41 protein-coding genes are annotated in these 24,216 nt (G+C 30.4%); 1 reads left to right on the forward strand and 40 read right to left on the reverse strand.

What is annotated here, in order from left to right; all coding sequences use genetic code 11:
• Positions 1-186: 186 nt before the first annotated feature.
• From BUB01_RS10030 to BUB01_RS10085, 12 genes are read right to left on the reverse strand one after another with little or no spacing between them, the layout of a single operon-like run.
• Positions 187-3,072 (reverse strand): hypothetical protein, encoded by a 2,886-nt coding sequence (locus BUB01_RS10030; RefSeq protein WP_072986744.1) that lies wholly within the window; start codon positions 3,070-3,072, stop codon positions 187-189.
• Between the two features lie 55 nt (positions 3,073-3,127).
• Positions 3,128-3,565, reverse strand: a complete 438-nt coding sequence (locus BUB01_RS10035) for an SHOCT domain-containing protein (protein WP_072986747.1) — start codon at positions 3,563-3,565, stop codon at positions 3,128-3,130.
• A 42-nt stretch (positions 3,566-3,607) separates the two neighbouring features.
• Complete coding sequence (locus BUB01_RS10040) at positions 3,608-3,901, reverse strand: Gp15 family bacteriophage protein (RefSeq protein WP_072986751.1); 294 nt, start codon at positions 3,899-3,901, stop codon at positions 3,608-3,610.
• A 31-nt stretch (positions 3,902-3,932) separates the two neighbouring features.
• Entirely contained in the window at positions 3,933-4,271 is a 339-nt protein-coding gene (locus tag BUB01_RS10045) for a hypothetical protein (RefSeq protein ID WP_072986754.1), read from the reverse strand.
• Between the two features lie 13 nt (positions 4,272-4,284).
• Entirely contained in the window at positions 4,285-4,740 is a 456-nt protein-coding gene (locus BUB01_RS10050; protein ID WP_072986757.1) for a phage tail tube protein, read from the reverse strand.
• 8 nt (positions 4,741-4,748) lie between these two features.
• Complete coding sequence (locus tag BUB01_RS10055) at positions 4,749-5,135, reverse strand: phage tail terminator protein (RefSeq protein ID WP_072986760.1); 387 nt, start codon at positions 5,133-5,135, stop codon at positions 4,749-4,751.
• Entirely contained in the window at positions 5,135-5,518 is a 384-nt protein-coding gene (locus BUB01_RS10060) for a hypothetical protein (RefSeq protein WP_072986763.1), read from the reverse strand. Before BUB01_RS10060 ends, BUB01_RS10055 begins: the two co-directional genes overlap by 1 nt.
• Positions 5,515-5,838: a hypothetical protein gene (locus BUB01_RS10065; protein WP_072986766.1), complete on the reverse strand. Its 324-nt coding sequence runs from the start codon at positions 5,836-5,838 to the stop codon at positions 5,515-5,517. Before BUB01_RS10065 ends, BUB01_RS10060 begins: the two co-directional genes overlap by 4 nt.
• Before the next feature lie 2 nt (positions 5,839-5,840).
• Positions 5,841-6,203 carry a head-tail connector protein gene (locus tag BUB01_RS10070; RefSeq protein WP_072986770.1) on the reverse strand — a complete coding sequence of 121 codons (363 nt, stop codon included), beginning with the start codon at positions 6,201-6,203 and terminating at the stop codon, positions 5,841-5,843.
• Between the two features lie 31 nt (positions 6,204-6,234).
• On the reverse strand, positions 6,235-6,468 hold the full coding sequence (locus BUB01_RS10075; protein WP_072986773.1) for a hypothetical protein: 234 nt from the start codon (positions 6,466-6,468) through the stop codon (positions 6,235-6,237).
• 12 nt (positions 6,469-6,480) lie between these two features.
• Positions 6,481-7,386: a capsid protein gene (locus BUB01_RS10080; RefSeq protein ID WP_072986776.1), complete on the reverse strand. Its 906-nt coding sequence runs from the start codon at positions 7,384-7,386 to the stop codon at positions 6,481-6,483.
• 23 nt (positions 7,387-7,409) lie between these two features.
• A complete protein-coding gene (locus BUB01_RS10085) occupies positions 7,410-8,003 on the reverse strand; it encodes a hypothetical protein (RefSeq protein ID WP_072986779.1) in 594 nt (197 codons plus the stop codon).
• A gap of 166 nt (positions 8,004-8,169) precedes the next feature.
• Here BUB01_RS10085 and BUB01_RS10090 point away from each other — a divergent pair, with 166 nt between their 5' ends.
• Complete coding sequence (locus BUB01_RS10090) at positions 8,170-8,424, forward strand: hypothetical protein (RefSeq protein WP_072986782.1); 255 nt, start codon at positions 8,170-8,172, stop codon at positions 8,422-8,424.
• Between the two features lie 8 nt (positions 8,425-8,432).
• Here the strand turns inward: BUB01_RS10090 and BUB01_RS10095 are convergent, their stop codons facing one another.
• The 28 genes from BUB01_RS10095 to BUB01_RS10225 all read right to left on the reverse strand — a co-directional run bounded on the left by BUB01_RS10095 (position 8,433) and on the right by BUB01_RS10225 (position 24,216).
• Positions 8,433-8,654, reverse strand: coding sequence for a hypothetical protein (locus BUB01_RS10095; RefSeq protein WP_072986784.1), 222 nt, complete (start codon positions 8,652-8,654; stop codon positions 8,433-8,435).
• 62 nt (positions 8,655-8,716) lie between these two features.
• The gene (locus BUB01_RS10100; RefSeq protein ID WP_072986787.1) at positions 8,717-8,992 is read right to left on the reverse strand and encodes a hypothetical protein; all 276 of its coding nucleotides are present in this window, start codon (positions 8,990-8,992) and stop codon (positions 8,717-8,719) included.
• Positions 8,993-8,998: 6 nt separating this feature from the next.
• Complete coding sequence (locus BUB01_RS10105) at positions 8,999-11,014, reverse strand: phage minor capsid protein (protein ID WP_072986789.1); 2,016 nt, start codon at positions 11,012-11,014, stop codon at positions 8,999-9,001.
• Positions 10,998-12,530 carry a phage portal protein gene (locus BUB01_RS10110; RefSeq protein WP_072986791.1) on the reverse strand — a complete coding sequence of 511 codons (1,533 nt, stop codon included), beginning with the start codon at positions 12,528-12,530 and terminating at the stop codon, positions 10,998-11,000. Before BUB01_RS10110 ends, BUB01_RS10105 begins: the two co-directional genes overlap by 17 nt.
• A gap of 2 nt (positions 12,531-12,532) precedes the next feature.
• On the reverse strand, positions 12,533-13,882 hold the full coding sequence (locus BUB01_RS10115) for a terminase large subunit domain-containing protein (protein ID WP_072986793.1): 1,350 nt from the start codon (positions 13,880-13,882) through the stop codon (positions 12,533-12,535).
• Complete coding sequence (locus tag BUB01_RS10120; RefSeq protein WP_072986796.1) at positions 13,875-14,336, reverse strand: terminase small subunit; 462 nt, start codon at positions 14,334-14,336, stop codon at positions 13,875-13,877. Before BUB01_RS10120 ends, BUB01_RS10115 begins: the two co-directional genes overlap by 8 nt.
• Before the next feature lie 31 nt (positions 14,337-14,367).
• Entirely contained in the window at positions 14,368-14,595 is a 228-nt protein-coding gene (locus tag BUB01_RS10125; RefSeq protein WP_072986798.1) for a hypothetical protein, read from the reverse strand.
• A gap of 169 nt (positions 14,596-14,764) precedes the next feature.
• Positions 14,765-15,160, reverse strand: a complete 396-nt coding sequence (locus tag BUB01_RS10130; protein WP_072986801.1) for a YjcQ family protein — start codon at positions 15,158-15,160, stop codon at positions 14,765-14,767.
• A gap of 343 nt (positions 15,161-15,503) precedes the next feature.
• Positions 15,504-15,659, reverse strand: a complete 156-nt coding sequence (locus BUB01_RS10135) for a UBA domain-containing protein (RefSeq protein ID WP_072986804.1) — start codon at positions 15,657-15,659, stop codon at positions 15,504-15,506.
• A 194-nt stretch (positions 15,660-15,853) separates the two neighbouring features.
• Positions 15,854-16,381, reverse strand: a complete 528-nt coding sequence (locus BUB01_RS10140) for a hypothetical protein (protein ID WP_072986806.1) — start codon at positions 16,379-16,381, stop codon at positions 15,854-15,856.
• 30 nt (positions 16,382-16,411) lie between these two features.
• Positions 16,412-16,591 (reverse strand): hypothetical protein, encoded by a 180-nt coding sequence (locus BUB01_RS10145; RefSeq protein WP_072986809.1) that lies wholly within the window; start codon positions 16,589-16,591, stop codon positions 16,412-16,414.
• Positions 16,581-16,922, reverse strand: a complete 342-nt coding sequence (locus tag BUB01_RS10150) for a putative PDDEXK endonuclease (RefSeq protein ID WP_072986814.1) — start codon at positions 16,920-16,922, stop codon at positions 16,581-16,583. Before BUB01_RS10150 ends, BUB01_RS10145 begins: the two co-directional genes overlap by 11 nt.
• Positions 16,894-17,100 carry a hypothetical protein gene (locus tag BUB01_RS10155; protein WP_072986817.1) on the reverse strand — a complete coding sequence of 69 codons (207 nt, stop codon included), beginning with the start codon at positions 17,098-17,100 and terminating at the stop codon, positions 16,894-16,896. The genes BUB01_RS10150 and BUB01_RS10155 overlap by 29 nt, the downstream gene beginning before the upstream one ends.
• Complete coding sequence (locus BUB01_RS10160; RefSeq protein WP_072986819.1) at positions 17,094-17,306, reverse strand: hypothetical protein; 213 nt, start codon at positions 17,304-17,306, stop codon at positions 17,094-17,096. Before BUB01_RS10160 ends, BUB01_RS10155 begins: the two co-directional genes overlap by 7 nt.
• Before the next feature lie 12 nt (positions 17,307-17,318).
• Positions 17,319-17,624 (reverse strand): hypothetical protein, encoded by a 306-nt coding sequence (locus BUB01_RS10165; RefSeq protein WP_072986822.1) that lies wholly within the window; start codon positions 17,622-17,624, stop codon positions 17,319-17,321.
• A 9-nt stretch (positions 17,625-17,633) separates the two neighbouring features.
• A complete protein-coding gene (locus BUB01_RS23180; RefSeq protein ID WP_159433229.1) occupies positions 17,634-17,798 on the reverse strand; it encodes a hypothetical protein in 165 nt (54 codons plus the stop codon).
• On the reverse strand, positions 17,786-17,989 hold the full coding sequence (locus BUB01_RS10170) for a hypothetical protein (protein WP_072986825.1): 204 nt from the start codon (positions 17,987-17,989) through the stop codon (positions 17,786-17,788). Before BUB01_RS10170 ends, BUB01_RS23180 begins: the two co-directional genes overlap by 13 nt.
• Before the next feature lie 89 nt (positions 17,990-18,078).
• Positions 18,079-18,372, reverse strand: a complete 294-nt coding sequence (locus BUB01_RS10175) for a hypothetical protein (RefSeq protein WP_084108655.1) — start codon at positions 18,370-18,372, stop codon at positions 18,079-18,081.
• 204 nt (positions 18,373-18,576) lie between these two features.
• Positions 18,577-19,290 carry a hypothetical protein gene (locus BUB01_RS10180; protein WP_072986831.1) on the reverse strand — a complete coding sequence of 238 codons (714 nt, stop codon included), beginning with the start codon at positions 19,288-19,290 and terminating at the stop codon, positions 18,577-18,579.
• A 150-nt stretch (positions 19,291-19,440) separates the two neighbouring features.
• Positions 19,441-20,313, reverse strand: coding sequence for a radical SAM protein (locus BUB01_RS10185; protein ID WP_072986849.1), 873 nt, complete (start codon positions 20,311-20,313; stop codon positions 19,441-19,443).
• 45 nt (positions 20,314-20,358) lie between these two features.
• Complete coding sequence (locus BUB01_RS10190) at positions 20,359-20,673, reverse strand: hypothetical protein (protein WP_072986852.1); 315 nt, start codon at positions 20,671-20,673, stop codon at positions 20,359-20,361.
• The gene (locus BUB01_RS10195; protein ID WP_084108658.1) at positions 20,666-21,037 is read right to left on the reverse strand and encodes a hypothetical protein; all 372 of its coding nucleotides are present in this window, start codon (positions 21,035-21,037) and stop codon (positions 20,666-20,668) included. The genes BUB01_RS10190 and BUB01_RS10195 overlap by 8 nt, the downstream gene beginning before the upstream one ends.
• Positions 21,038-21,050: 13 nt before the next feature.
• A complete protein-coding gene (locus BUB01_RS10200; protein WP_072986854.1) occupies positions 21,051-21,782 on the reverse strand; it encodes a DnaA N-terminal domain-containing protein in 732 nt (243 codons plus the stop codon).
• Between the two features lie 73 nt (positions 21,783-21,855).
• Positions 21,856-22,251, reverse strand: coding sequence for a hypothetical protein (locus BUB01_RS10205; RefSeq protein ID WP_072986856.1), 396 nt, complete (start codon positions 22,249-22,251; stop codon positions 21,856-21,858).
• Positions 22,252-22,263: 12 nt separating this feature from the next.
• Positions 22,264-22,914 (reverse strand): ERF family protein, encoded by a 651-nt coding sequence (locus tag BUB01_RS10210; protein WP_072986858.1) that lies wholly within the window; start codon positions 22,912-22,914, stop codon positions 22,264-22,266.
• Positions 22,915-22,929: 15 nt separating this feature from the next.
• The gene (locus BUB01_RS10215) at positions 22,930-23,436 is read right to left on the reverse strand and encodes a host-nuclease inhibitor Gam family protein (RefSeq protein ID WP_072986868.1); all 507 of its coding nucleotides are present in this window, start codon (positions 23,434-23,436) and stop codon (positions 22,930-22,932) included.
• Between the two features lie 2 nt (positions 23,437-23,438).
• A complete protein-coding gene (locus tag BUB01_RS10220) occupies positions 23,439-23,624 on the reverse strand; it encodes a hypothetical protein (RefSeq protein WP_072986870.1) in 186 nt (61 codons plus the stop codon).
• Positions 23,614-24,216, reverse strand: a complete 603-nt coding sequence (locus tag BUB01_RS10225; protein ID WP_072986872.1) for an NUMOD4 domain-containing protein — start codon at positions 24,214-24,216, stop codon at positions 23,614-23,616. Before BUB01_RS10225 ends, BUB01_RS10220 begins: the two co-directional genes overlap by 11 nt.

Raw genomic sequence — 24,216 nt, forward strand, 5'->3', positions numbered from 1 at the left:
TACTTAGATCTTCTTTACTTAAGAACTTCCATGCTAATTCTAACTTTCTTTTTGTTGCTATTCTTTCTATTATCATAGTTCCGTTAGCGTTTCTTTCAGCATTAGAAATGTCATTTATAGATACTTGATAATCAGTAGGAGCAGGTAAAACTACTCCATTTATTTTAATCATCTTACCTCACTCCTTTACACAGGTTTTATTATCATATTACCGATTCTTTGATTTTCGCTATCTACATATGGTTTTATGAGTCTTGCAAATGTAGTACCATCTAATTGTAGTATAGTATCACCTGAATTATTATTTGGATTATTACTTGATTGTGTATTAAACTGCATTGCTGCTAAAACAGCACTAGCTACTACACTACCAACTTTATCCATCCATCCTGTATTATTCTCCAAAGGAACTACAGCTTCTTTTCCTGCTTCTCCTACCATTGCAAGTGTTGGACTATCTATAACACCACCTTTAGCTAAGTATGGTATATGTTTAATTCCTAAATTCCATCCGCCTACGGTACCCATACCAAATGGTAAATCTATCTTTGGTACTTTGATATTATTAATACTATCTACAGCACCATTTATAAGACCTATAACAGCATTTAAAGGAGTTTTAAAAATTCCTCCAAGTACACTAACTATACCTTTAAAAATTTCAACTACACCTTTCCATGCTCTACTCCAATTTCCAGTAAACACTCCAGTAATAAAATCTATAATTCCTGTAAAGAATACTTTTAATCCCCCAATAATATCTTTTATACTTCTAAATACACCCTCAAAGGCACCTTTAAATGTACCTAGCATAAAACCAACAACAGGCGCTAAAACATTTTTCCATAAGAACAACATTATATTTATAATTGCTTGTATTACAGGCTTCCAAGCCTTGTATATTTCGATAGCTGCTTGTATCCCCTGTATAAAAATGCTAGACAGAAAATCAATAAATGGATACAGTACATTTTTCCATAGCATAGTTGCTATATCTATTATAAATTTAATAGCCATTCCTAAAACATCTTTAATAACAACACTAAGAGGTTCTATTACAGTTTTCCATATATCAATCAAGCAATTACCTAATGGGATTAGCGCTTTATTCCAAACATCTAATAATACTCCTTTTAATGTATTAATTACAGGCATAAAAAAACTACTTATAGCAGAAGCTACTTCATTTACTTTATTTCTAAATTTTTCATTAGATGCATAAAGAGCTGTGAATGCTACAACTAAAGCTGCTATTGCTGCTATAACTAAAATTATTGGGTTTTCAGCAAGAATGAATAAGATTGCATTTAGCTTTTCTATAGATTTTACAACTACTAATGATACCTCTAGAATTTTAAATGCAGCGATTAACCCTAAAACAGTACTACATACAACAGTAAGCAGATTAGGACTAGAGGAAAGAAAGTCTATAAACTTTCTAATACCTTCCAATAAAGGATTTAAGCCTTTTGATAGACCAGGCATTACACTTATAAACCAATTAACCATAGGTAATATAAAGTTATTATAAATTGATAAGGCTAATTTAGCTAATGCTAATCCTATTCTGGCTATATTTTCTATAAAAAGTTGCACAGGCGGAGTTTGCAATACAGAATATAAATGTTTTAATGTGTTTTTAGTTCCATCAATGGCCCGATAAAATGCGCTCATAACACTAGCCCCATCTTTTTGCCAAGCTGATTTTAATGGATTAAATAAAGTAGCCATTACTGCCTTTAAATCATTAATCATCTTTTCAACTGCTTTTCCTGCTGCAGAAGTTGGGGCAGTGTTTATGCTAGGTGCTGCTAATTTAGGAACTTTGCTTTTACCACCTCCGCCTCCACCGCCATCAGAATCATGCTTATTGTTTGCAAGTACATTAATTTCATCAAATCCGGCTAATGCTCCTTTTGCATCTTTACCAGCTTTCTTAGCGCTATTTCCATAAGCCCCCATAGCTTCTTTAGCATTAATTAACCCTTGTGTGGCTTGATAACTAGCTTGATAAGTCTTTCCAAACAGCATACTTGTAAACATAGCTATATAAGTTGTTATTGTAGCTAACGCACTCATTAAAGCATTTATAGCAGGGAGTACAGCATAAAAAATAGGTGTAAAAGCAACCATTAAGTTTGTTTGTATTTGATGCAGAGAATTAGCAAATTGTTGATTAGTCATTAATGAATCAAATAAACTCTTTGACATTGCTCCTATCCCTCTGATAATAAGAGGAAATACTATCCCCCATTTAAATAAAGAACTAAAAAACATTCCTACACCGTTATAAGCGCCTCTAAAGTTGTTTCCTGTTGTTTTAGCCCCAAATCCAAGTTGCTTTAATGCATTTGAAAAACCTTTAGTACTATTCCCTGCTTTGCCAGCATTAGTAGCAAATGCCTTTGTTTTATTAGTTAAGGCTGCTGTTTCTGCACCTGCTAACATAGGTGCAACCCCTAACATTTTAAACCCTGCATCTAAATCAGCTAATTTAAAACCTAACTTATCGGAGGCAGCTATAAGCTTATTTATAGCCCCTTCTGTCTTTAATATCTGTTCTTCTAATTTGTTCTTTCTAGCTTGATTGAAGGTATTGTTATATTCCTCTCTTAATCCAGCTAATTTAGCTTGTTGTTGTTCGATTTTAGCATTTGTGTTATCTAGCGTTCTTTCTATGCCTTCAATTTGAGATTTTAGCATTTCTTTGTTAACAGTTGGCGGTCCCCTAGTTCCTATAGTTTTTGAAATACTAGCTACTTTAGGCTTGGCTATATTAACTTCTGGAAACTTTGGCGTTGGCAACTTAATTTTTTTCATAGTTGCAAATGCTGAAGAAAGTGTTTTTCTAGTTGAATCTTTTATTCTAGATAGCATGTTTTTCATTGTACTATCAACACTATTAAGGCTCTCTTTAGCACTTTTATTTATTCCATCAAAAGATGATTTAAAAGAATTGTTTAATGTATCTTTCAAATTTTTACCCATTAGATTACTTATTGCACTTACTTGTTTCCCAATATCACTTGCAATTTCTAAGTCTAAAGTAATCTTTCCTACGCTATCACTCACTATAATACCTCCTTTCTGCATAGAAAAAGCACCTAGATTTCTCTAAGTGCTTCTATTAACCTAATAATTTACTTTTTTGTTTTTCAAACTCATCTTTAGTTATTATTCCATCATCACAAAGTTTTTTAAACTTCATTATTTCATCAGCTGTACTTGCGTTATTAGTTTTAGAATGATTACTATTTTTCTTGAAATTTTCTATATATTCTTTAATTTTTAAGGCTGTCTCATATTTTGATTTCGAACCAAAAAGTATCTCATTGTCACTTGGAGCATCTGAAATGCTTTTTCTAGCCTTATTATCTTCACCACATATTTGAAATAAAATGAATCCAGAAGATAATCCTGGTTTTTTAACTTCAACTGAAACTATATCCTTTATTAAAACTGATTTATTTCTATGCTTTTGAAAAGGTAAATATCCCATACTTATTTTCACTATTTCCCCTTCAACAACAACCTTTCTGCCTAATTTACCATCTAAAGCTAACATAAATCTACTCCTCCATAAATTAACTATTAATCCTAGTATATACTATCCAAAAGCTTTTGCAAAGATTTCTTGTACTTTTCTCATTTCTTCTTCTTTCTCTTCGTCAGTCATATCTGCTATTGGATTATTTCTATTTCTCCAATCATTACGGATTTTATGTTGTTCTTGAGTAAAGTTTTTAAGCATATCTTCGTTTTCTTCACTTCTAATACTAACTATTTGCCCTAAGGGGGTCTTAGGCATTATCCCAGTTAAGAGAGTACAGAATTCACTCCAAGACATATCAACTTCATTTCTCAATCTTATGCCATACTGAGCTGTAAAGGAGGCTTCTATAAGCCCCCAATCCTCAACAAGATCATACCATTTATCTCTTCCGAAAACCTTTCGCTTGTTTAACTGCTTCCTGTTCTATTTCTTCAAGCTCAACTTCATTTAAAGCTGCCATTATTGTATTAATAATTGTATTGGTAGCTTTAACGGATAGTTTAAGACTGTTTATATAATTCAGTGCATCTTTACCAAGACTTGCTTCGATTATTTTATCTATCTTCTCGAAGTCATCTAGTTTTTCATCCTCAGAAAGTTGCTTAATAAATATTGCTTGATTCTTACTATTGTTCACTGTATATTCATGTTCATTATCTATTTTAATTACTGGCTTATCATTTGTAAGCCTATCCATTATATTATAAACTTTAGTCATTCCTTAATTCCTCCTAAACTGTTTTTGGTGCTGGAGTATATTGTGGTTTTCCATCACCTTTTAATTCAAATTCCAAAGGTGCAACGTTTTTAGCATCTCCACCCGCCACGTTCTTTACATCTATTACACAATTAAAATCTACTTTAGCCCCATCTGGAAATAAAATTTGAGCTTTTCCACTACAATCTAACCCATCTTTCCATGCAGTTGCAGCAACATAATCATTACCTGGATCCCCTACATTTCTTTTCCCTTTTAAATCAACTGAAAATGCTTTACTTGTCATTAATGATCTTTCCCATCCAGCTGTATCAAAAGAAGTCCATGTTTCAGCTTTACCATCTATTTTTATACCAAAAGTCTCCATGTCAGCTATATTTACTAAATCAACATCTGTACTAGATAAACCCTTTAAACCTATTTTAAATTTAATATTATAAACTGGAAATACACCTGTAAATCCTGCCATTAAAATCACTACCTTTCATGTATTATATTTACTTCTATTACATATTCAAAGACACCATTACTATCTGTACCAACTCCTATTGGTTCAGAAGTTCTCATATCAAAATTTATAACCCTTTTGCCACCGATAATGGCTTCTTGTCCAAACAAAGCATTATATACATCTTGTGCCTTTTGCTCTGCTATATTATTGTTTTTCCCCCAATGTACAAGTATAGAAATAGCCTTAGTAGAATAGCTTGTATTAGCTAAACCACCTAAGGCTAAATTTGGACTAGAGCCCATAATATTATATAGTCCTATGCATTGCTCTTTACTTCCATCAATCTTACCTGCATACCATTGCGGACATTCTATTTTAGTCTTTAAATACTCTCTCACTTCACTTAAAAGCATTATTTTATCAACCCCTTACTGAGTTGTTTTAAGAATTTAGCATATGTCTCTTTTATAAAGTCTTTTTTATCTCCATCTATATAGCTCTGCATCCACTTGCCTTGTGCATTTATATTTTTATCTGTACGGAAGTTATATTCAGGATGCCAATATAAACGCCTAGAGTATGGAGTGTCAAAGATTATTGATACTACCATGTTTTCTATTTGGCTTGTATCAACAAAGCTTGAACGCTCTAATTCTCCAGTATCTTTAGGTATAACTGCACTAGTCTTTATATCACTTAATACTGCTTCAACTGTCATTTCTAGGGCTTGCTTACTAACATTTTGTAACCCTTCAATTTTATCATTGTATAATTTAATAGTTACATTTACACTCATTGCAAGCTCAACTCCGTAGAAAATACTGTCCCATCTGGGTTAAGAGGTCTTTCAGTTCCATAAATATTTTTCTTAATATTATTAACTTCTATAAATCCCTGTATTAACTTACCTGGATTAATATCACCCTCAATTACTGCTTTGCCTGTAAGAGTTATTAATTGTCTTTCTGCATTCATCACTTGCTTTGTTTTATCAGTATAAATACATTTCCCTGTATACAATTGCGTTGTTTCTTCTCCATCCTCACCAAGCGTAGTACTGCATACTTTTATATCTGTTTTAGCTAAAAACTTCGGAAATGGTAATTTTAATCCCATGCTCACAACCTCCTACAAGTTAATCCTGTTTGCTTAAGATAATTAATAACTTCTTGTGTAGTAGTAATGCCATTAATCTTTTGAGCATTGAAATTAACGCTTATACTACCAGCGCTAAAACCACTTAATGGCATATCAATATATTCGCCATACTTTTCTACAAAGTCAGCATGGAGGCATACTGCTTTCTGTACTTTATCTTTTTGAAATTCTGTAAGATTATTAAAACCTTTGCCTACGATTTTATTATAAGTGAGTGTATCAACTTGATCTGATGCTCTCTCTAACTTATTAAGAATATTATCTCTAGTTAAAACAGTACCTTTAAATACACCTGTATAATATTTTTCATCTACATAAGACATAAAGTCACATCCTTATAAGAAAAGAAGGACACTACTTTGCATCCTTCTTTAATTCCTTAAGCTCTTCTTTTAACTTTTTATTTTCTTTTTCTAATTTTGTAGCCTTATCTTCTATTTCTTTATACTTCTTATATTCAACTGTTTTTCCTGCTCCATACTCTATTATGTTTCCTTCATCATCTACAATATCGTAACCTTGAGCTACATAATATTTCTTTTCAGATTCTCCTATTATATAAACTTTATTTCCTTTAGTTGCTTTCAATTGTTATCCCTCCTAAGCCTCTTTATCTGCATTAATAGATATAGCACAAGCCTTATTTTTTATTAAGAATGTATCTCCATAATTTCTATTTTGATATACGTATTTATCCGCTGTTCTACTGTCTGTACCAGGAGTAAATAACTTAATGTATGAGTACTTACTTCTTGTTACTTGACATGATGGATGAATAAGTATTAAATTAATTTGTTTTGCATCTGCTGCTGGAACACATCCATTTGTAAAATCATACTTTGTCTTAAGTCTAGCACTTGGAACTGGCTTTATTTTCACATCATCCAACGAATACACTCTTCTATCAATTACACCATTATTGTTATTTACATCAATGTTTCTTTGTAACCCTTGAGCTCTCTTTAAAATCTTATTCATTGCAGGTGTACAATAAATTATTCTGCCTTCACTTGGTACCCCTTGGTCATCCATCTTTTCCATTTGAGTATCGAACCATTCTAATACATTTGCTTCTGTTAAAACTGTATTATCAATTATAGCTCCATTAGATGCATAAACCTTAGCTTCTGAATATAGTTTAGAATATCTGTACGAATCTTTTTCAGGTATAGCCTGTTCAGTTTCAAATACATTTTGAATATTTGCAACTTCTACTGTTAAATTAGTTTCGTCAATATCCATAGGATCAATAGCGAATTCTATATCTCTATCATGTGCTAATTTTTTGGGTTCCCAATCATTACCTATAGAACCTGTATTAAATCCCATAGCATTTCTATTATGGTCCTTATAGCCACTTACTGTAATGTTAGGTAGTTTAATAGTTTGTGCATTAATAAACTTAACCTGTGGATTAGATTGCTCTAAATCATAAGATGTTAACTCCCTTGAATATTTTTGTTGTAATTCACTTTCAAATTGTTCAGCATAACTGTATACTGCCATTTAATTCATCTCCATTTCTAAAATTATTTATTTCCAAATGCTTTAGCTAAAGCATCACTTGGACCTTCTTTTTGTTTTTGTCCATCAGCACCGATTTTAAATCCTTTTTGCTGTTCTTGTTGCTGCTGTTCACCCTTAAAGCTTGGGTACTTTTCTAGTACTTTATCAATAGCCTGTTCTATAGTAACTTCTTCTGTAACCATAGCTTTAGCAAGTACTACTACATCATCAACTGAATTAGCTGTAACTCCCTTCGATAGACAAGTTACCTTTGCTTCAAGAGCTGTTGCTTTTTCCTCTGCTGCTATTCTTGCTTTTTCTGCATTAGTAAAAGCTTCATTCTTCTTTTCTTCTTCTGTCTTTTGACTTTCTTTCCACTCGTTATAAGCTTTTATTTCCTCTTTAGAAAGTTGACCTTTGGTTGCTCTAGAAATTCTTTCTTTTACTATTGTGTCAAGCTCAGCCTGTGTAAAAGTCTTTTCTTCCTTTGTTTCTTCTTTTGTCTCTTCATTGGTTTCAGTAGTTTCTTTAGTGGTTTCTTCTGTGCTACCACCTTCACCTGCTCCATTATCAGCTTGAAAAAACATCCTTTTAAATCTTGAATTTTTAATAAACATACATACCTCTCCGTTTATAGCCTGTCGGCTGTTAATTCCATGCACAGTTTAGAGCCTTAAGCACGTTTTGGGCATAATAAAAAGCCTTAGTTTCCTAAGACTTATTCCTTACAAATTGTCCATTTTTAATAAATATAGTAAAATTTTATTAAAAGGGGGTGAATTTATGAACAAATTGGATATTTGTCCACAAGAATTATTTCATCAAAATTCTTCTAAACTTATTGATGTTTGTATAAACGGTATAAATACTAAAGTTTTAGAACTAAACGATAATCACGGGAACTACTTAGCAATTATCGCTGATGATTTAAAAAATCCACATGGTATTTGTGGTCAATTTATACTTGATCATTGGATTAATGAAATTGATTATGACTTATATCAAGACAATGTTGCTATAATCAAAGCCTACTACTAATGATTATTCTATCTTATTGGTTTAATTTTAGATTTTGACAATTTTGATGTGTGCTCATCTACTGTTTCACCAATTGGAGGTATTAGATTGCTTGCACTTCTAGCAAACTCTAGTGCCTCCTTTAAGTCTTCTGTAGTTTCGCAATTAACTTCAATATGGCAACAACCTATTTTGCCATCTCTTAAAAAATCAAATTTCACATTTTTAATAAGTTTATTTTTTTCTTCCATTTCCTTTTCCTCCTTAATTTTAGGTATAATAAAAGCACCTACTCTTTATTTAAGTAAGTGCTTTACATATTATTATACTTTTCAATAGCTTTTTCAATTAATATTCTACATTCTTTAATCTCTTCTTCTGTAGCCTCATTTTCTTCTATAGCTTCATTTAAAGAAAATCTCATATTTTCTATTGATATTAATTGTTCTAATTTTAAATGTTCCTCAAATGTCCATCCATGTGCTTGTAACATTGGCCAATCTGGTACAGTATCTAATCCAATCTCATATTTTATTAAACCCTCTTTATATTTCTTTGGAGGTTTAATTTTAAGCAATTGCTCTTTCATTAAAATTTAATCCACCTTTCTATATACCATATTATATTTTTTAGAAATCTCTTCGTTAACATCATTTAAAAATATGTTCCAGATATTAAATATCTCTTTTTCATCATTTAATTGTGGATATTTTTGTGCAACCCTATTATAAATCTTATCGTATTCTGAATCAAAAGCCATATATTTAAAGAATCCAATATTCTGATTATTTCTATCAAATAAGTACTTATCACCATTAGCACATTCTAAAGTAAGTGCCTTTACAGAATTATAGTGCATTATTTTATCAATATCTGCTCTTGAAAAAGGAGCGCTTGATGGATGATTATGTGTAAGCGTAATACTATTTTCTTTACTATTTTTCAATATTTTTAGAACTTCCTTATTTAATATTACTTCATCATTCTTACTACCTTCTAATTCATAAGCTAATTTACTTGAATTTATATCTAATAAAATAACCTTTTCCCTATCGTTTTTACTCATAAATTCGCTTAATTCTGTATGAATATTATTTAATTTATCAGAAATATTTTGAGACACCCCTAAATGTTTATCCCACTTAACATTTGAATTAACAAATTTATTAGGTGTATTAGGGTTTCCTATAATGCTATCATCTTTTATCCTAATTTTCTGTTTTAAGGACTTCCACTTCTTAACATCATTGTACTTCAATTCCTGAAACTTATCAATTGTTTCTGGTACTTCATTATCTAATACTCTTTTAAACTTTTCATATTCTTTTAAATCTGCTTTATGATTTATTTCTTTAATACTTCTTATGTCAGCTTCTTCCCTCTTGTAGTTCCTTCTAAGTTGAGGATTTCTTTGAATAAGCTCTTGAAGTTCTTTTTCGTATTGTCTTACTTTCATTAATGCATCTTCTTTATTTGTTTCGTCTGTAGTGCCTATTTTAAATCTTTTCCACTTTCTTATCTGCCTTTCTAAAGCTCTTTGTTTTTGTTCAACCTCATAAGTTTTAATAGCCTCTTTACCATCAGGTACAGTTGGTAGAGAAGTTATCCCCTCAAAATAAGTTATTAAAGTATGTCTACAATTAGCATGTAAGAAACCTTGTTTAATTGCTTCGCTTAGTAAAGGATACTCACCATCTGATTTACTACCATGACTAAATATATCATCAATAAGTACTTTCCCTTGCCACTTCTCACACATAGCGCAAGTATTTGCATGAGCGCTCACAACCACTAAATGTATTCCAAACTCGTCTCTTTTCTTACCTTCTCCTAAGAATGTTGCCCTTTGACTTGCTGTTCTTAATGCCATTTCTGCGTAACTAGCTATATTTACCCTAGCGCCATTCTTATATTCTATACAATTAATACCCTTGTCTAAGAAGTCCTTAGTAGCCATATCTATAGCTTGATATAAGCTCTTAGTACCTGATTGCATATATACATGAGTTTTAAATATTGTTTGCCTATATACATCATCCATCTTTCTAAGTACAGCATGCTGAGCTTCTTTTAAATCTCTCTTAACTGTATCTTGTAGTGCGTTTAATTTCTTCTCATTAAGACCAAAGAAGTCCTTATCCTCTGGTACATTACCTTTATTTATTGTTTTCTTCTGTCTTTCTGCTATATCATCAGGCAAACCAACCTTAGCTTCTTCTTTAGCCTCTTTTGCCTTTTCAAAACTATTAACTAAATCATCTACTCTATTTTCACCCTTGCTAAAACTACCTTGTAACTCTCTTTCTATTGTTTCTTCTATTGTATTAGAATAAGAGCCTATTATTTCTTTATTCTTCTGCCTATACTTTTCCATAGACCTTAGCTTGGATAACTGCCATTGTTCCCATTCAAAACCTTCTTTAAGTTGTTCAGTTTGGTGAAAATAAAAAGCCCTATGCATACTAGAAATCAAATCAAGCTCCATTTGCTCGAATATCCTTCTAATGTCATAAGACTTTTCTCTTTCTTTAGCTGCATTATATTGTATAGACTGCTTAGTTATATTCTTAAGTATTTCTCCTAACTTACTAGGATTATTCTTCTTGTCCATTTAAATCATCCTCATTATTAACTGGATCATCTATATTGTTTAGTTCATCACCATCTACTACCTTTGGTTCTTCTGCCTCTATCATTCCATTTTGTTCTTTTATTCTCTGTACTTCTTCTGCTTTTTCTTCATCTGTCCATGTATCTCCATATAGTTCCTCAATACACTGTTCTACACTCATTATTCCATAGCTCTTAGCTTTACCTACTGTTTCTACTGTAGAATCAAAGTCTGGTGATGCATATTCTCCAAAGGCTATTGTTGTTTCATATTCTCCAACTGACTTACTATTAAGCACATCATTTGTCTTAAGAACTATATTAACTAACTGAGGTATCACTTCTGTTAATATATCTACCATCTTATTTCTAGTGTATAGAGTTGCTTTTTCTTTTTCTCTTTGTGCCTCTGCATTATCTGTTTTCTTTAAGTCTATACCTAATGTAGAAGGAGATATAATACCCTGTAAGCACATATCAATAGCATTAGCATAACTTTCTACATAAGCTAAATAATTTATATCAGCTTGTTTCATGTCTATTTGATTATTTACATCTTCTGACTTATTAGAACCTACCGCAATAAACTTATTATCAAACGGATTAGGTTTAAGCATCTCTCCAGTGCTAGGGTCACATGGTATCAAATCTTCTGGAATATACTTTTGAACTCTTCCATCCCTAATTGCATCTATCCATTGACTTATTACCTCGTCCAAAGCATCAAAGCTATCTGATTTACTATCAAATATACTCTTTCCTCGTCCATCCCACTTAGGAGACTTAAAGAACATCAATGGTACCGCCATAATAAAATCACCATCAAATTCAACATTAAGTAAATCTGCTGTATCAGGTATTGTTGATAGTGGGACCTCATTTTCTTTATCATCTACTAACCTATATCTAACATATCCTTTACCATATGTCTCAATGAGCTTATATTGCCTATTCTTAAGGTTATAAAATGTAAAGAATTTTACCTCATATAACCTATCTCTTCTCCTAATACACTCTACCCTATCACCGTCAAAGTATTCAATGATTGGATAAGGTGTAATATCAGTATCTATTGTAATTTTAAATGCTCCATCCCCTGAAATTAAGGTTGATGCTATAACATCCGGTAACATATCATTAAACTTATTGTCTTTCCTAATCTCTTCCCATGTATTATTAAACTCTTCTTTAGCCACCTCTATCTTATCAATATCAGATACTACTATATCACCTAATTTATCAACTATTATTGCTGGTAAACCGCTGTGTATCTTTCTAATACTTAAATCTTTGCTAGGTACAGCACTCCAAAACCTAGCTTTATTTACTGGATCACTACTTATGTTCTTAAAAAACTGGTCTAACTCATAAGCTTCACCCCTATACCATATCTTATTACGCATTAAATTAGTTTCGTAGGTATAAGCTTCTTGAATTGTAATTTGCGTTGACATTGCTGGTTGTATATTCAATAATTTTATTGCTGCTTTAGTTGCCATATCTTTAAACCACCCCATTTCTATTCCTCCTTATAATCTCCTATCATCTTTCTAAAAGGTATCCATGCATATTGAGAACTATTAATTGTATGGTCATTAGCATCTTCTGGCTCATACTTATCGTCTTTCCAACTATAGACTTCTAACTCTCTTATATGCTCTACACAAGTATCTAAAACATAATAGAATATCTTATTATTAGTATTAAGCCAACCTAACATTAAGTGTATTCTATCTATAATAGTTATCTTCTTATATGAATTAATAAAGTTATATATACAAGGATTAGTTCTCTTAAACTTCTTAAGCTCCATTATTGTTGCTTGGTCAGCACAATCAATAAATACATCTCTAGCAAATCCCCAGTCTTGTCTATTCTTTTCTAAGAACTTAAAGAACTTAGGCGCTATGTCACTAGGTGCTAATGGTATATCTAAATCCTTATTGTTATATACTTCTTCATCTAACACCACTAACTCTTTATTACTTGTAATACCTGAGAAAGTAAATGCAAATGTATCTGGACTTTCTTGGCTGTATGCTGTATCAAGTCCCGCTGTAAACTGAATGAACTTAAATTTCTTAGCCTTTTCTTTTGTAATTACATTATTCTTTCTTTCAAAGTTAGAGAATATAAGGCCTGTTGCTCTACCTCTTAACCCTAATATCTTATTCTTATATAACTTAGTTCCTTTAGGTGCTGATAGCTTCTTTTTCTCTATATCTTCTTCACTTAAAGATGCATTATCATAAAAAGAAAAGAACCAATATGTCCAGTTTGGCTTTTCCTCACTGTTCAATTGCTCCTGTATCTCTTTTGGTACATCTTTTTTATACTTCTCTAATGGTCTACTACAATTTATAAACTCACTATATACTTGTAAGTTAGGGTCATCCGGATTAAGTGTACCCATTAGATAGTCATTTCTAGTGGATATTTCTCTTACAAAATCTATACTAGCTGTATTAATTTCATCTATAAGAACACAACCAAATTGAGACCCTAGAACCATTTCCCATTTATCCCTATTGTCATATCCTAGTATATATATTATCTTATCACCATTAGGTGTTGTATATCTTATATGTGGAATCTTATCGTCCTTATCTCCATTACCATTATACTTAACTGAATCTCCAAATACATCTTTAATCCCATATTCTTTATTTATGATATTCTTTTCTGCAACCCCTGTTGTTTTGGCTGCTATAACATGCATTTTTTTAGGTGATTCAGCAACCTTTAACATGAACTTAGTAATGCCTACTGTTGTTTTTCCAGCTGCCGTTGTTCCTTCTAAAAATTCAACTTGTGCATCATGTTCTAAGAAATCCAGGTATTTATCAGATAAATTATATTCATTACTCATTATGCCTTTTCCTCATTTGTTCAAGTATTGAATCAATCTTTGTAGTAGTTTCAACCTTAGTTTTATTTTCACTCTCAACCTTATCTACAAATAACCTATATCTTTTCCCTAATAATTCAGCTGCTTTCAATCTATCTTTTTCAGATGGTGTCTTATCAACCTTAGCATATCCACCTTCACAAGCAATAACAACTTCTTCTGATGTTTCATTTCTCATAACCTTAGTTAGATACTTCATTACTTCTGTTGCATTGGCTATGCTTTCATCTTCTATTTTTTTAAGCTGTTCATCTATATAGTTTTTAACCTTAACATTTCTTAACATTCTAACTGCTGCTGATGCTGCAACACTATCTTTCTTTACATTAGGATAAGCTTTTTTGTAAGCTCTAGTGGCATTTAAATCCACTAGGTATTCATTTACAAATATTATTTGTTTATCTGTTAGCTTCATAACACCACCACCTCTCTTATATTTTTTAAAATTATTCTTCTTTTGATTGTACTGAGCCACCTATATTGACACCATGTGCTATAACTATTTGTAAGGCTTGCTCTTCATTAAATCCTGATTCAATAAGTCCATTAAAATAATTTCTTTGTATTTTAGATGCCATTTGTATTGATTGCAACACTTGATCCATTCTATTATTTATATCTTCCATAGCATGTCTAAATTCTATTCTTTCCATTTCTTTTTCAAATTCATTCATTTCATTATCCTCCATTTAATTAATTTCTATAATAAACTTTATTCCATATATAAACCTACAGTTACCATATAGTGTGAAGAGGGATATTCACACTCCTTCTTTTTTTAATTCATTTTACTGTAGGCTTGTATATAAAATAAAAAGAACCCTATTTCTAGAGTTCTTAAATTTAACTTTGTTTTATTAATTCACCTATTACTTTCGCTGCTAAATCACTGCCTTTATCCCATCCTGCTTCTAACGCTTTTTTGCCTATATGCTTTGCTTTTTCCTTACCACTTAATGTTTTTTCTAATCCTATCTTACTTTCTACATATTCTATACCCTCTTTAGTTATCAACATGTCATCTAAAAGTATAGAATGAATTTTATTGCCTATACCACCTCTCACAAGTTTCACTCCTGTTATATATTCTTCATTAATTAATTTTACTATAGCTTTTGCAAAAATTTGATATTCAATTCCTATAACATCTGCCTTAATATTTGTCCTCATGTCAAAGTCTTCTTTTTGATATTCTGTATATATAGCAACTAACACCTTTTGTTTAGAATCTAGTTCCATAACCATTCTCCCCTTTTATTTTCTAATGTACTAATTCTACGAAAACCTTTAATTTCCTCCCAAAAAAGCACCCTAACTAGTAGGATGCTTTAATTTAGTTGGCTAGACTTACAATCCTGTGTAATCCCTGCTGCAAGCTAACCATATGAAAGAGGGCTTATTAATTTTTTTCTTAATACTATTATACTTCTTCTATATTATATTTTTGTCCCAATTTTGTCCCATTTTTGTCCCAAGTTTTTAAATATTATTTTTTATTAACTTTTTCTTTGTATTGCGAACCAAAAACACCGTAAAATTCAATTAAATAATACGGTGTTTAAACAAATGTAAACTATTAAACTTAAGTTAGATATGCTGGAGGATGTTCTTTTAAATATTTCGCAGCCTTTTGTATGTCCCATTCTGTTTTTTTTAATGCCTTAAAAGCATCCATCAACCCGTATCCAGTGATCTTACTTACTTCTACAACTTTTGAATATTGACTATTGCTGCCCATAAAGCTCACCTCATTTTTACCTTTTTATTTTAATTTATTATAGTAATAATTATACAATATATTCCGATTGAATTCATTATATAATACTTTTAAAAGGTAATTAATAATTACTGTATTATTCAGTTTTAAAAGAACATTTATAAACATTATCAGTACTTCTAGTTTCAGTAGTTAGTTCTCAATATTTTCATAATCTAAACTAATATATTACTATAATTAGCTATATTCTCAACTAACTCTTCTCTTTTCCTATAAGCAGTACTCCTAGCACCTCCATACATCTCTACTGCTATCCAATCTATTGATTTAAGCTCTGCATATTTCCATTCTATAAACCTTTTACTTTCTTCGCTTAACATAGAAAGATTATATTGCATATCTTGAATCTGTATCTCTATTTCTCTTATCCTAGCATTTATCTTAAGCATTTTTTTAACTACATACCTATATTCCTTTTCTAAGTTTTCTATATACTTAATAGTTTCTCTTTCTGCTTCACCAGAGCCATCCGAACTACTTTGTATTTTATCTCTAGAGTAATCTATCCCCATATTCAAACCAGTTTCTATTTTAAGATTTTTTAGATTATGAATTTCTTGTTTTATAGCTTCTTGTTGCTTGTACAATAATACAACTTTATTTTTAAGCTTTTCTATTAATTTAAGTTGTTTAAAATATCTGTATAACCGACCTTCGGTTTTTCTAAATAACTCCTTATCCATTCTATCACTCCTATCTAGTTCCAAAAAACATTATTGCATCTCGATACAATTGAACGAATTTACTTTTATATTTTCTTTAACTGCTTCTTTAATAACATTTTCCTTCTTTGATAAACTGAACCTTTCAAACTTTTTCCCATCTGAAGAACTTAATTCAAAACTGCCATTTAACAACACACCTTCAATTTCAACTTCAAAATTAATTATCATCTAACCCACTCCTTTTATATACCTTCATCCAATCATCTATACGCATTGTGACCATTATTTCAGTATTATTCTTCTTATGAAATACCACTGGTAATTCTCCCTCTCTACAGTCTGCCTTAGCCTGTGCCATTGCATCAAATATATTTAATTTTTCCACATGTTTGGCTTCTATATGAATACCAGGTAATCCAACTACATCAGCATCACCATTAGCTCCACAGTACTGTTGCCCTCTCCTACAGTTATAACCATACTCTTTTAACTTAGATGCTAAAGCTCTTTCAAATCTTGCACCCTTTTGCTTACTGTTTATCCTCTTTTTCTCTGCCATTCTCTAGCACCTCAATTCTATTTTTATGATCTATTACTGACTTTACTAAGCTACCTTCAACTTCAACTGATTGCTCATTTAATCTATCTTGTAAGACATCTTTTTTCTTTAAATAACTAATGTCTCTAGCATTCCATACCGTTACTATTATTAAAAATATAATCGAAATTTCTAGCATTCTTCTACCTCTTTATTATTCTTTTCATATTCTCTTAAAAACTCATAAAAACACTCTCCACATTTGTCTTTCTCATTAATGCACCTGCTATTTGGACAATTCCTATTTGTTATATCTATAAATCTTATAAAATTCTCCTTTCCCATAAAAGCACATATTTGATATAAAAATTCTTCATCAGACATAGCATTAAATGGATTATTCATATCCTAACCCTCCTATATTAAACTTCCATCTATAAGCAGTACTGTCCAAGGTTCTTTCCAACTGCTTACATATCTCGAGAAATTGTCTACATTTTCATTGAAATCATTTATTTTATCTTCTTCTGTTTCACATCCTTCGATATTACCTTTTTTATATCTTTCTAGTGCTTCGTTATAGTCAATAACATCAGGACTTAATTCTTTTTCGTCTTCTTCTAAATCTGCAACAATTTCTTCATAACCTAACATTGCGTTCTCCTCATCATTTGCTATTATTAATGCGTAATATTCAAAATCATTAAATTCATAAAATTTCATTTATTTCACCTACCTATAATAATTTTTATAATATCTCTTTCTAGCCTTACTTACTGTATCTATCTTATAGTCATAGTAATCTCTATATTCTTCACGTTGCTTTTCTTGCTTTAGTTTTTTATCTTCAATAACTTTAGCCATAAACTGCTCTTTAGTTAAAGCTACTTGCCCCATATAAACCCCTTCCTTATTTTTATTTTTCTCTGTCTTGCTAGATGGAGTAGAAGGAGAAAGACTTCATCCCCTTCTCTATTAACTGCTTCTGTAATATCTTTTAAGCTTTCTCCACCATTCCACATATCTTTAACTTTATTAATCTCTTCTTTTTTCCACATAAAATTTATATCTTCTAAAATCAATTCCAATTTATCACCGCTTTACTTATTAATTGATTTTCATATGATAATATAAGGTTATAAAAATGTTCAAATTTATATTATCTTTGCATTATTAGTTATTGAGCTTTTATTTTAGATCCGTGTTTCATATTGAAATTATCAATCATTTCATTAACCATTTTCTTATATTCTTCAAAATCCTGTTTATTTTTTATTGCTGTATATGTGAACTTAGTTCCTTTTTTAGTAGTCTTGTTAACCTTCTTTACCTTAAAACCTTTTTCACATTCCTTGGTATAACAATATAACATTCCATAATCAAACATTCTTTTGTTATCTTTCTTAATTACTAAATTTAATGTTGGATACTCTATTTGATATTCTAATAACTCTACTTCTTCTAATGACAATTCTATCTCCCCTTTTTTATTACAAAATAAAAATACCGCAAAATCCATTTCTGAATAATACGGTATTTTAAAAACTATTCATTTTTACTGATTGTCTATTCTTAGTTAAACTTAGTTTAATGCAATATGATACTGTCACTTATATAAAGGTTTGTCCAAATTTAATATAAAGCTAAATCAAGTACTTTACTTTATATGATACTTTTATTTCTTTTTTACAGATATCATTGGAACTGATTTTTGATTTTCAAATTCTTTTAAGGTATCTTCATACAGTTCTTTAATAGATGGTTTTGCAGAATTCGCAATAGTAAATTCAAATGGATCAAATGAAGATATATTTATAATCCCTTTATTATGGAGATCTCTGTAATCTTCATAAAATGAATCCAACTTATATCCACCTATTTCTATACCATCAAAAATTGTTGTCACTATCTGTTTTTCTTTATCAAATCTGAATCTAACTCTCCCATCTAGATCATAGTACAAAACTTTTAGTGTGAGACCTCCATATATTGTCAGTATACTTTTAAAAACCACTTTAGTAACTTCTTCTTTAATATTACCTAAATTGTCATTTTGCACTATTTTTTCTGAAGTCTTATCAATTTCTTTCGATAATTCTAAGCTTTTAATATTTAACTCCATAGATTTTAAAAAACTTTTATCATCTTTAAAATCTGTTGGTGCATATAATTTGCTATGATGATTTACTACTAGATTATAGAATACAAAAAGAACAACTAATGGAAAAATAATAAGATATGCAACCAGAATAGTTTTTAACAAACCATCTAATTGTCCAAATCCTGTAATTATTGCTAAAATTGCATAAGTTAAGACTAAAAATAATGCCAGTATCCCTAAAGGATTTTTTGATAGTTTTTGTGCAGAAGTATAAAAATTTTCATCCATGACCAACTATCCCCTCTTTCGTTGCATTTATATGGAAATAGTATCATATTTTTATACAATCTGGCAATCATTTTTATACCGTATTATTCAATTTTCAAAGAGCATTATTCGTATTCTCAATCCTGATTATTAGTTCGCAATATTTTCATATTACTTATAATCTTCAAATCTCTCACAACTTCTAAAAATAAATTTACTATTAACCCATCTTTGTAACCTTTTGATTTCCTTTGGCGCATTCCACTTTTCAAAAATAGTTATATATGGGTCGTAACCTAACTCTCTAAGTTTATAAACTCTATCTAAATCTTGTTCGAATGTTGTATTAAAATTAGTAAGAACATAAACTCTTAATCTTCTACTATCAAATTTCAAAAGTGGTCTAAACTCTTTTAATTTCTCATACGTACTAAATTCGTAATTATCCCATGCAAAATGTATTATTTTTATCTTTAGTTTATTTATCATTTCTGCTTTTTCTTTAGTCATAAATCTAATATCCATACCTTGGTTTATATTTACTGTAGCTTTACTATCTATAAGTTGTTGTAGTAGGTCCTTCCAATCTTCACAAGCTAAAAGATTTGGATCCATAATCTCAATGTTTTTTTGACCTCTCCAAAATTGGCTTAGGTCTGCAACCTTCTTACTACACTTACCTTCTTTTTCAGCTACTATACAAAATTTACAACCTCTTGGACAACCTCTTGTTAAAAATCCATAAGCTGTATCTTTTATCTCGTATAAATCATAATCAGGATATATATTTTCTATTTCAGGTGGTAACTCATTTTTTAAGTCGTAGCCTGTACCACCTTTTATTATTTCATTAGCGTTTATAACCTGGTGAAAATCTTCTGTGAAGGTAAATACCTTACTCATATATACTCTGTCATATGAATTAAATCCAAAGAACCATTCTACTTCATCACCTATGCTTTTGTGATATGCTGATATTTTCATTAATGCTAAGTTGGGAAAGTTATGTCCATCAACATCTATTAACCCTATTTTCTTTTTCACTCCTTAACCTCAACTTTCTTTTTAAACAATATCTCTAAACTCTTCTTATAAATCTTCTTTATGATTAATAAAATCCTCTCTTGCTGACTTCCAAACCATTCTACTAACAACATGAACCTCTTTTAAATACTTAACCATTTCTTCTAATCTGTCCTTAAGCTCCGCTCCTTGCCCTCTAGTTAAATCTTTTCTTACATCACAGCGTATCTTTGACCATCTGTTATAAGCTTGTAGACTATCTTTCATAAGATTATAAGCTGTTACTATGTCGTTTTCTTGTAGGCTCTCAAATCGTCTTGTAATACTATTAAATAAGTTAACCTCTGCGGTGTATTCTTCTTCATATGGTGTGTTACTCATTTAAAATCAATCTCCCCGCCATACACGCCCTTATTACATCCTCTTTAATATATTTATCTCCGTTAACTTTAACGCCTTTTAATAGCCTGTCCACTGCATTTCTATTTACATCTAATATTGTTCTTATTTCTTCTTTAGTTAGTTCTTCATTTTTAAATACCTCATTAAGCTTATTTTGAAAATTTAACTTTAGTTTTATATCTAATTTATGCCCTTTAGAACCATGTACACCTCTTGTACCTCTATGGCACTCCTGGCATAAATCTATATGATTAAATTTACAATTTTCTAAAGGTTTATTTTGACTCCTAAAAACTATGTGATGTAATTCTGTTGCTCTTCTACCACATATACATATCTTCAATTATTCATCCTCCTTACTTAATTTCTATTTTCTTTTTTAAAATAAGCTCTAAATGCTTTTTATATTTCTCTTCTACAATATTCTTAGTAAACTCATTAGGAGCTTCTATAGTTATTACTGGACCATCTGTAATATTAGAATTTATAAACCATGTTCTATAACCAACCTCTCCAACTTTATCAAAAATACTTTTATGGTATTCGGTAGGAAATGATAGAGGTGGAAGGATAGATATTTCTTCTTCTCTTTCTTTTCCTTCTTTCTCATTTTTATCATTCTTTATATTCTTATCATTCTTGTTAGGTGTTACCTCTTTGTTACCTCTTTGTTGGCTGTTTGTTACCTCTTTGTTAGTGCTTTGTTGGTTGTTTGTTACTTGATTGTTAGTATCTTTGTTAGTTATATATTCGCCACCTTGGTAAAGCCCCCAATTTAGTATTGTTATGAGCCTTCCTGTCTTTGTTACTTCCTCTGTTAGAAATCCATACTTTTTAAATTTAGTGATAGCACTTCTAACATTTTGTATTGAAATTCCTTTGCCACACCTTGCAGTTATGCTCTCAAGTGAAGTTACTAACATACCTGGTTCAGCCTTAAATTGTGTTCCTTTCCACTCCCATTCTCTTCCCTTATGATTAGCCAGACCTAGAAGGGTTATTAATATAACTTTCTGTTCAGGAGTAGATTGTTGCCATATAGCTTTTTCAAATAAGCATCTATGCAGCTTAAACCACCCTTCTGACATTTACTTACCTCCTACATTTTTTTCTTTGAAATAGTGTTAATTTTAATATTATTGTTTTCTATTCGCCATAATATCAAGCCTCTATTTTATTAAGTAATTCTATAAAATTCCCGTACTTACCATACTTATCTTTTAGATACTTTTCCATAGCCTTTTTAATCTTAGTTATAGCAACTTTTTTATTAGAATTTGTGGTGTACAAATATCCTGTTACACTATCTTTTAATCCCCTGCTATGATAATTCATTTCGTAACATCTAACTTTATTAAATATGGTATGAGTAGAATACTTTTCATCTTTAGTTTGTAATGTTGTATAATTTAAATTATCTATAACCATAATTTGATTATCTTCAAACTTTTCTTTTGTAGCTATAATTGGATAAGTTTTAACAATTGTTTTAACTAATCCAGTTTCATCTAATTCTATGTTGAAGTAATACATTAAATCTCCGCTTTTAATCTCCACAAATACTCCCCCTTACTTTTCTGCTTTTTGGCAATTAATACATAGAACTTTCTTATATTTTGCATTGCTGAATTTTGCTACATTTTCATTTACATCAACACCACATTTAGAACACTTATGAGTTTGCAAATGTTGGTTATTAGGCTTGGATATCGTAGTTTCTTTTTTTGTATCCCCATATAACTTTTTGTTATAATCATCTGAATGTACTTTATCTGTATCATCACCTGTTGGAATTGCAAATAATTTAACTAACATATTTTTATAAGCATAAGTTTGCGCTTTACCTACTCCTTTATCTTGTGTATCAACGCCTGTACCACTTGCTATAGTAACTATTTTTTGAGTAGTATTATGAATGTTTATAACCTCATACTTAACATCAACATCTGATATTCTGTTATATTTACTTTTTCCCTCATTATCTACAGATACTAATTCATCAGTTCTCTTATAAACTTGATCTACAGGAATAATAACTATGCCATACTTATTCATCTTTTCAGCACACACGCCTATAACTTTTTCAGAGCTTATAGCTTTATAAGCATTATTTCCAAAACCAACCTTATCATCTTTTTGTAAATAATCTATTTCTGAACTTATATTTGCTATCTTCTCAAATAAATTAAGACCTTTTATTTTTTCATCAAACTCTAACATTATCTAATACTCCCCTTATTTAACCTTAATTGTTATAGTTTCAGTATCTTCAATATTTACAAATGGTAATACTTCGCCAGTTTCTTGATTTATTCCATCTTTAAATACTTTCTTAAGCTCTGTCTTATTTATTTCTTCCTTAACTCTTATAAGTTCTGGAATATTATCATTTAAGTATTTAGTTAATGCCTCTTCATTGGTATAATTCCATGTTTTAGATTTTCTTGCTGAAACATTACCATATGGCGTTGATAATTTAAATTTCTTATCCTTAGTTTTTTCATTTCTGTAATACTCTTCTAGTAAAAAGTTAAAGTATTGTCTATCTGCTTCATATTGCTTTAATTCAGCATCTTTCCATTCATTAATCCTTGATATTTCTTCATCTGCTATAGCTTTTATTTCTACTTGCTTATTTTCTATTGCTCTTAACTTTCTGAACGCCCATGTAGCACCCTCTAAGTCTTCTATTTTAAATCCTTCTCTTTCCTGAGCTAAATCATTTTCAATTAACAAATTCATTTCTAAGCCCTCCCTAATGGCATTCCTACTTTTATATAACAACTTGTACATAAGAACTTCTCTGTTGATGGGTTATATGTTCCATCATCTTTTGCAGCTAATTCCGCTGTTTTATATTCTCCACATTCAACCATTTCAATATATTCCTCTATTTCACTTGGCTTTCTGCCACAACATTTACATTCCATTTTCTAATCCCCCTATAATTCCCTTATTGTCTATATCTTCATTTTCATTTATAATTAAATTGGACATTTCATTTGGGTTAGCTTTTTTAAAGTTTCTATTCCTGCAAGATTCAGTTACTTTAAGTTTGCTAATCCTCTTTTTATTGCTACCTCGTAGATTACTTTTATAAGCATGTAACATTTGTTCGCTACTAGTTGCCCATTCTAAATTTTCAACAGAATTATTAGTTTTATTTCCATCTATATGATTAACTGTTGTTTTATTTTCTGCATTTTCTAAGAATGCGCTTGCTACCAATCTATGAATTTTATAATCTTTTACTTTATTACCTTCACATAAAGCAACACGGTAATATCCATAATTATCTACTCTAGGTTTTAATATTCTAGGAGCTTTATATTTAATGCTTTTAACTCTTCCTTTGTTACTGATAAAATATTTATCATCATAACCTTTTATAGATTTCCATTCTTCATATTCTTTTTGAGCTTGTCTTAATGCTTCGTCATAAGCTAACCTTCCATTACTCTCTAAATAAATTCTTCTTGCTTCGTCTGCTATCTCTAGTTTTTCTCTCATTAGTACTCCCAA

The organism is Clostridium cavendishii DSM 21758, assembly GCF_900141845.1.
GTDB classification, from domain to species: domain Bacteria; phylum Bacillota; class Clostridia; order Clostridiales; family Clostridiaceae; genus Clostridium_AG; species Clostridium_AG cavendishii.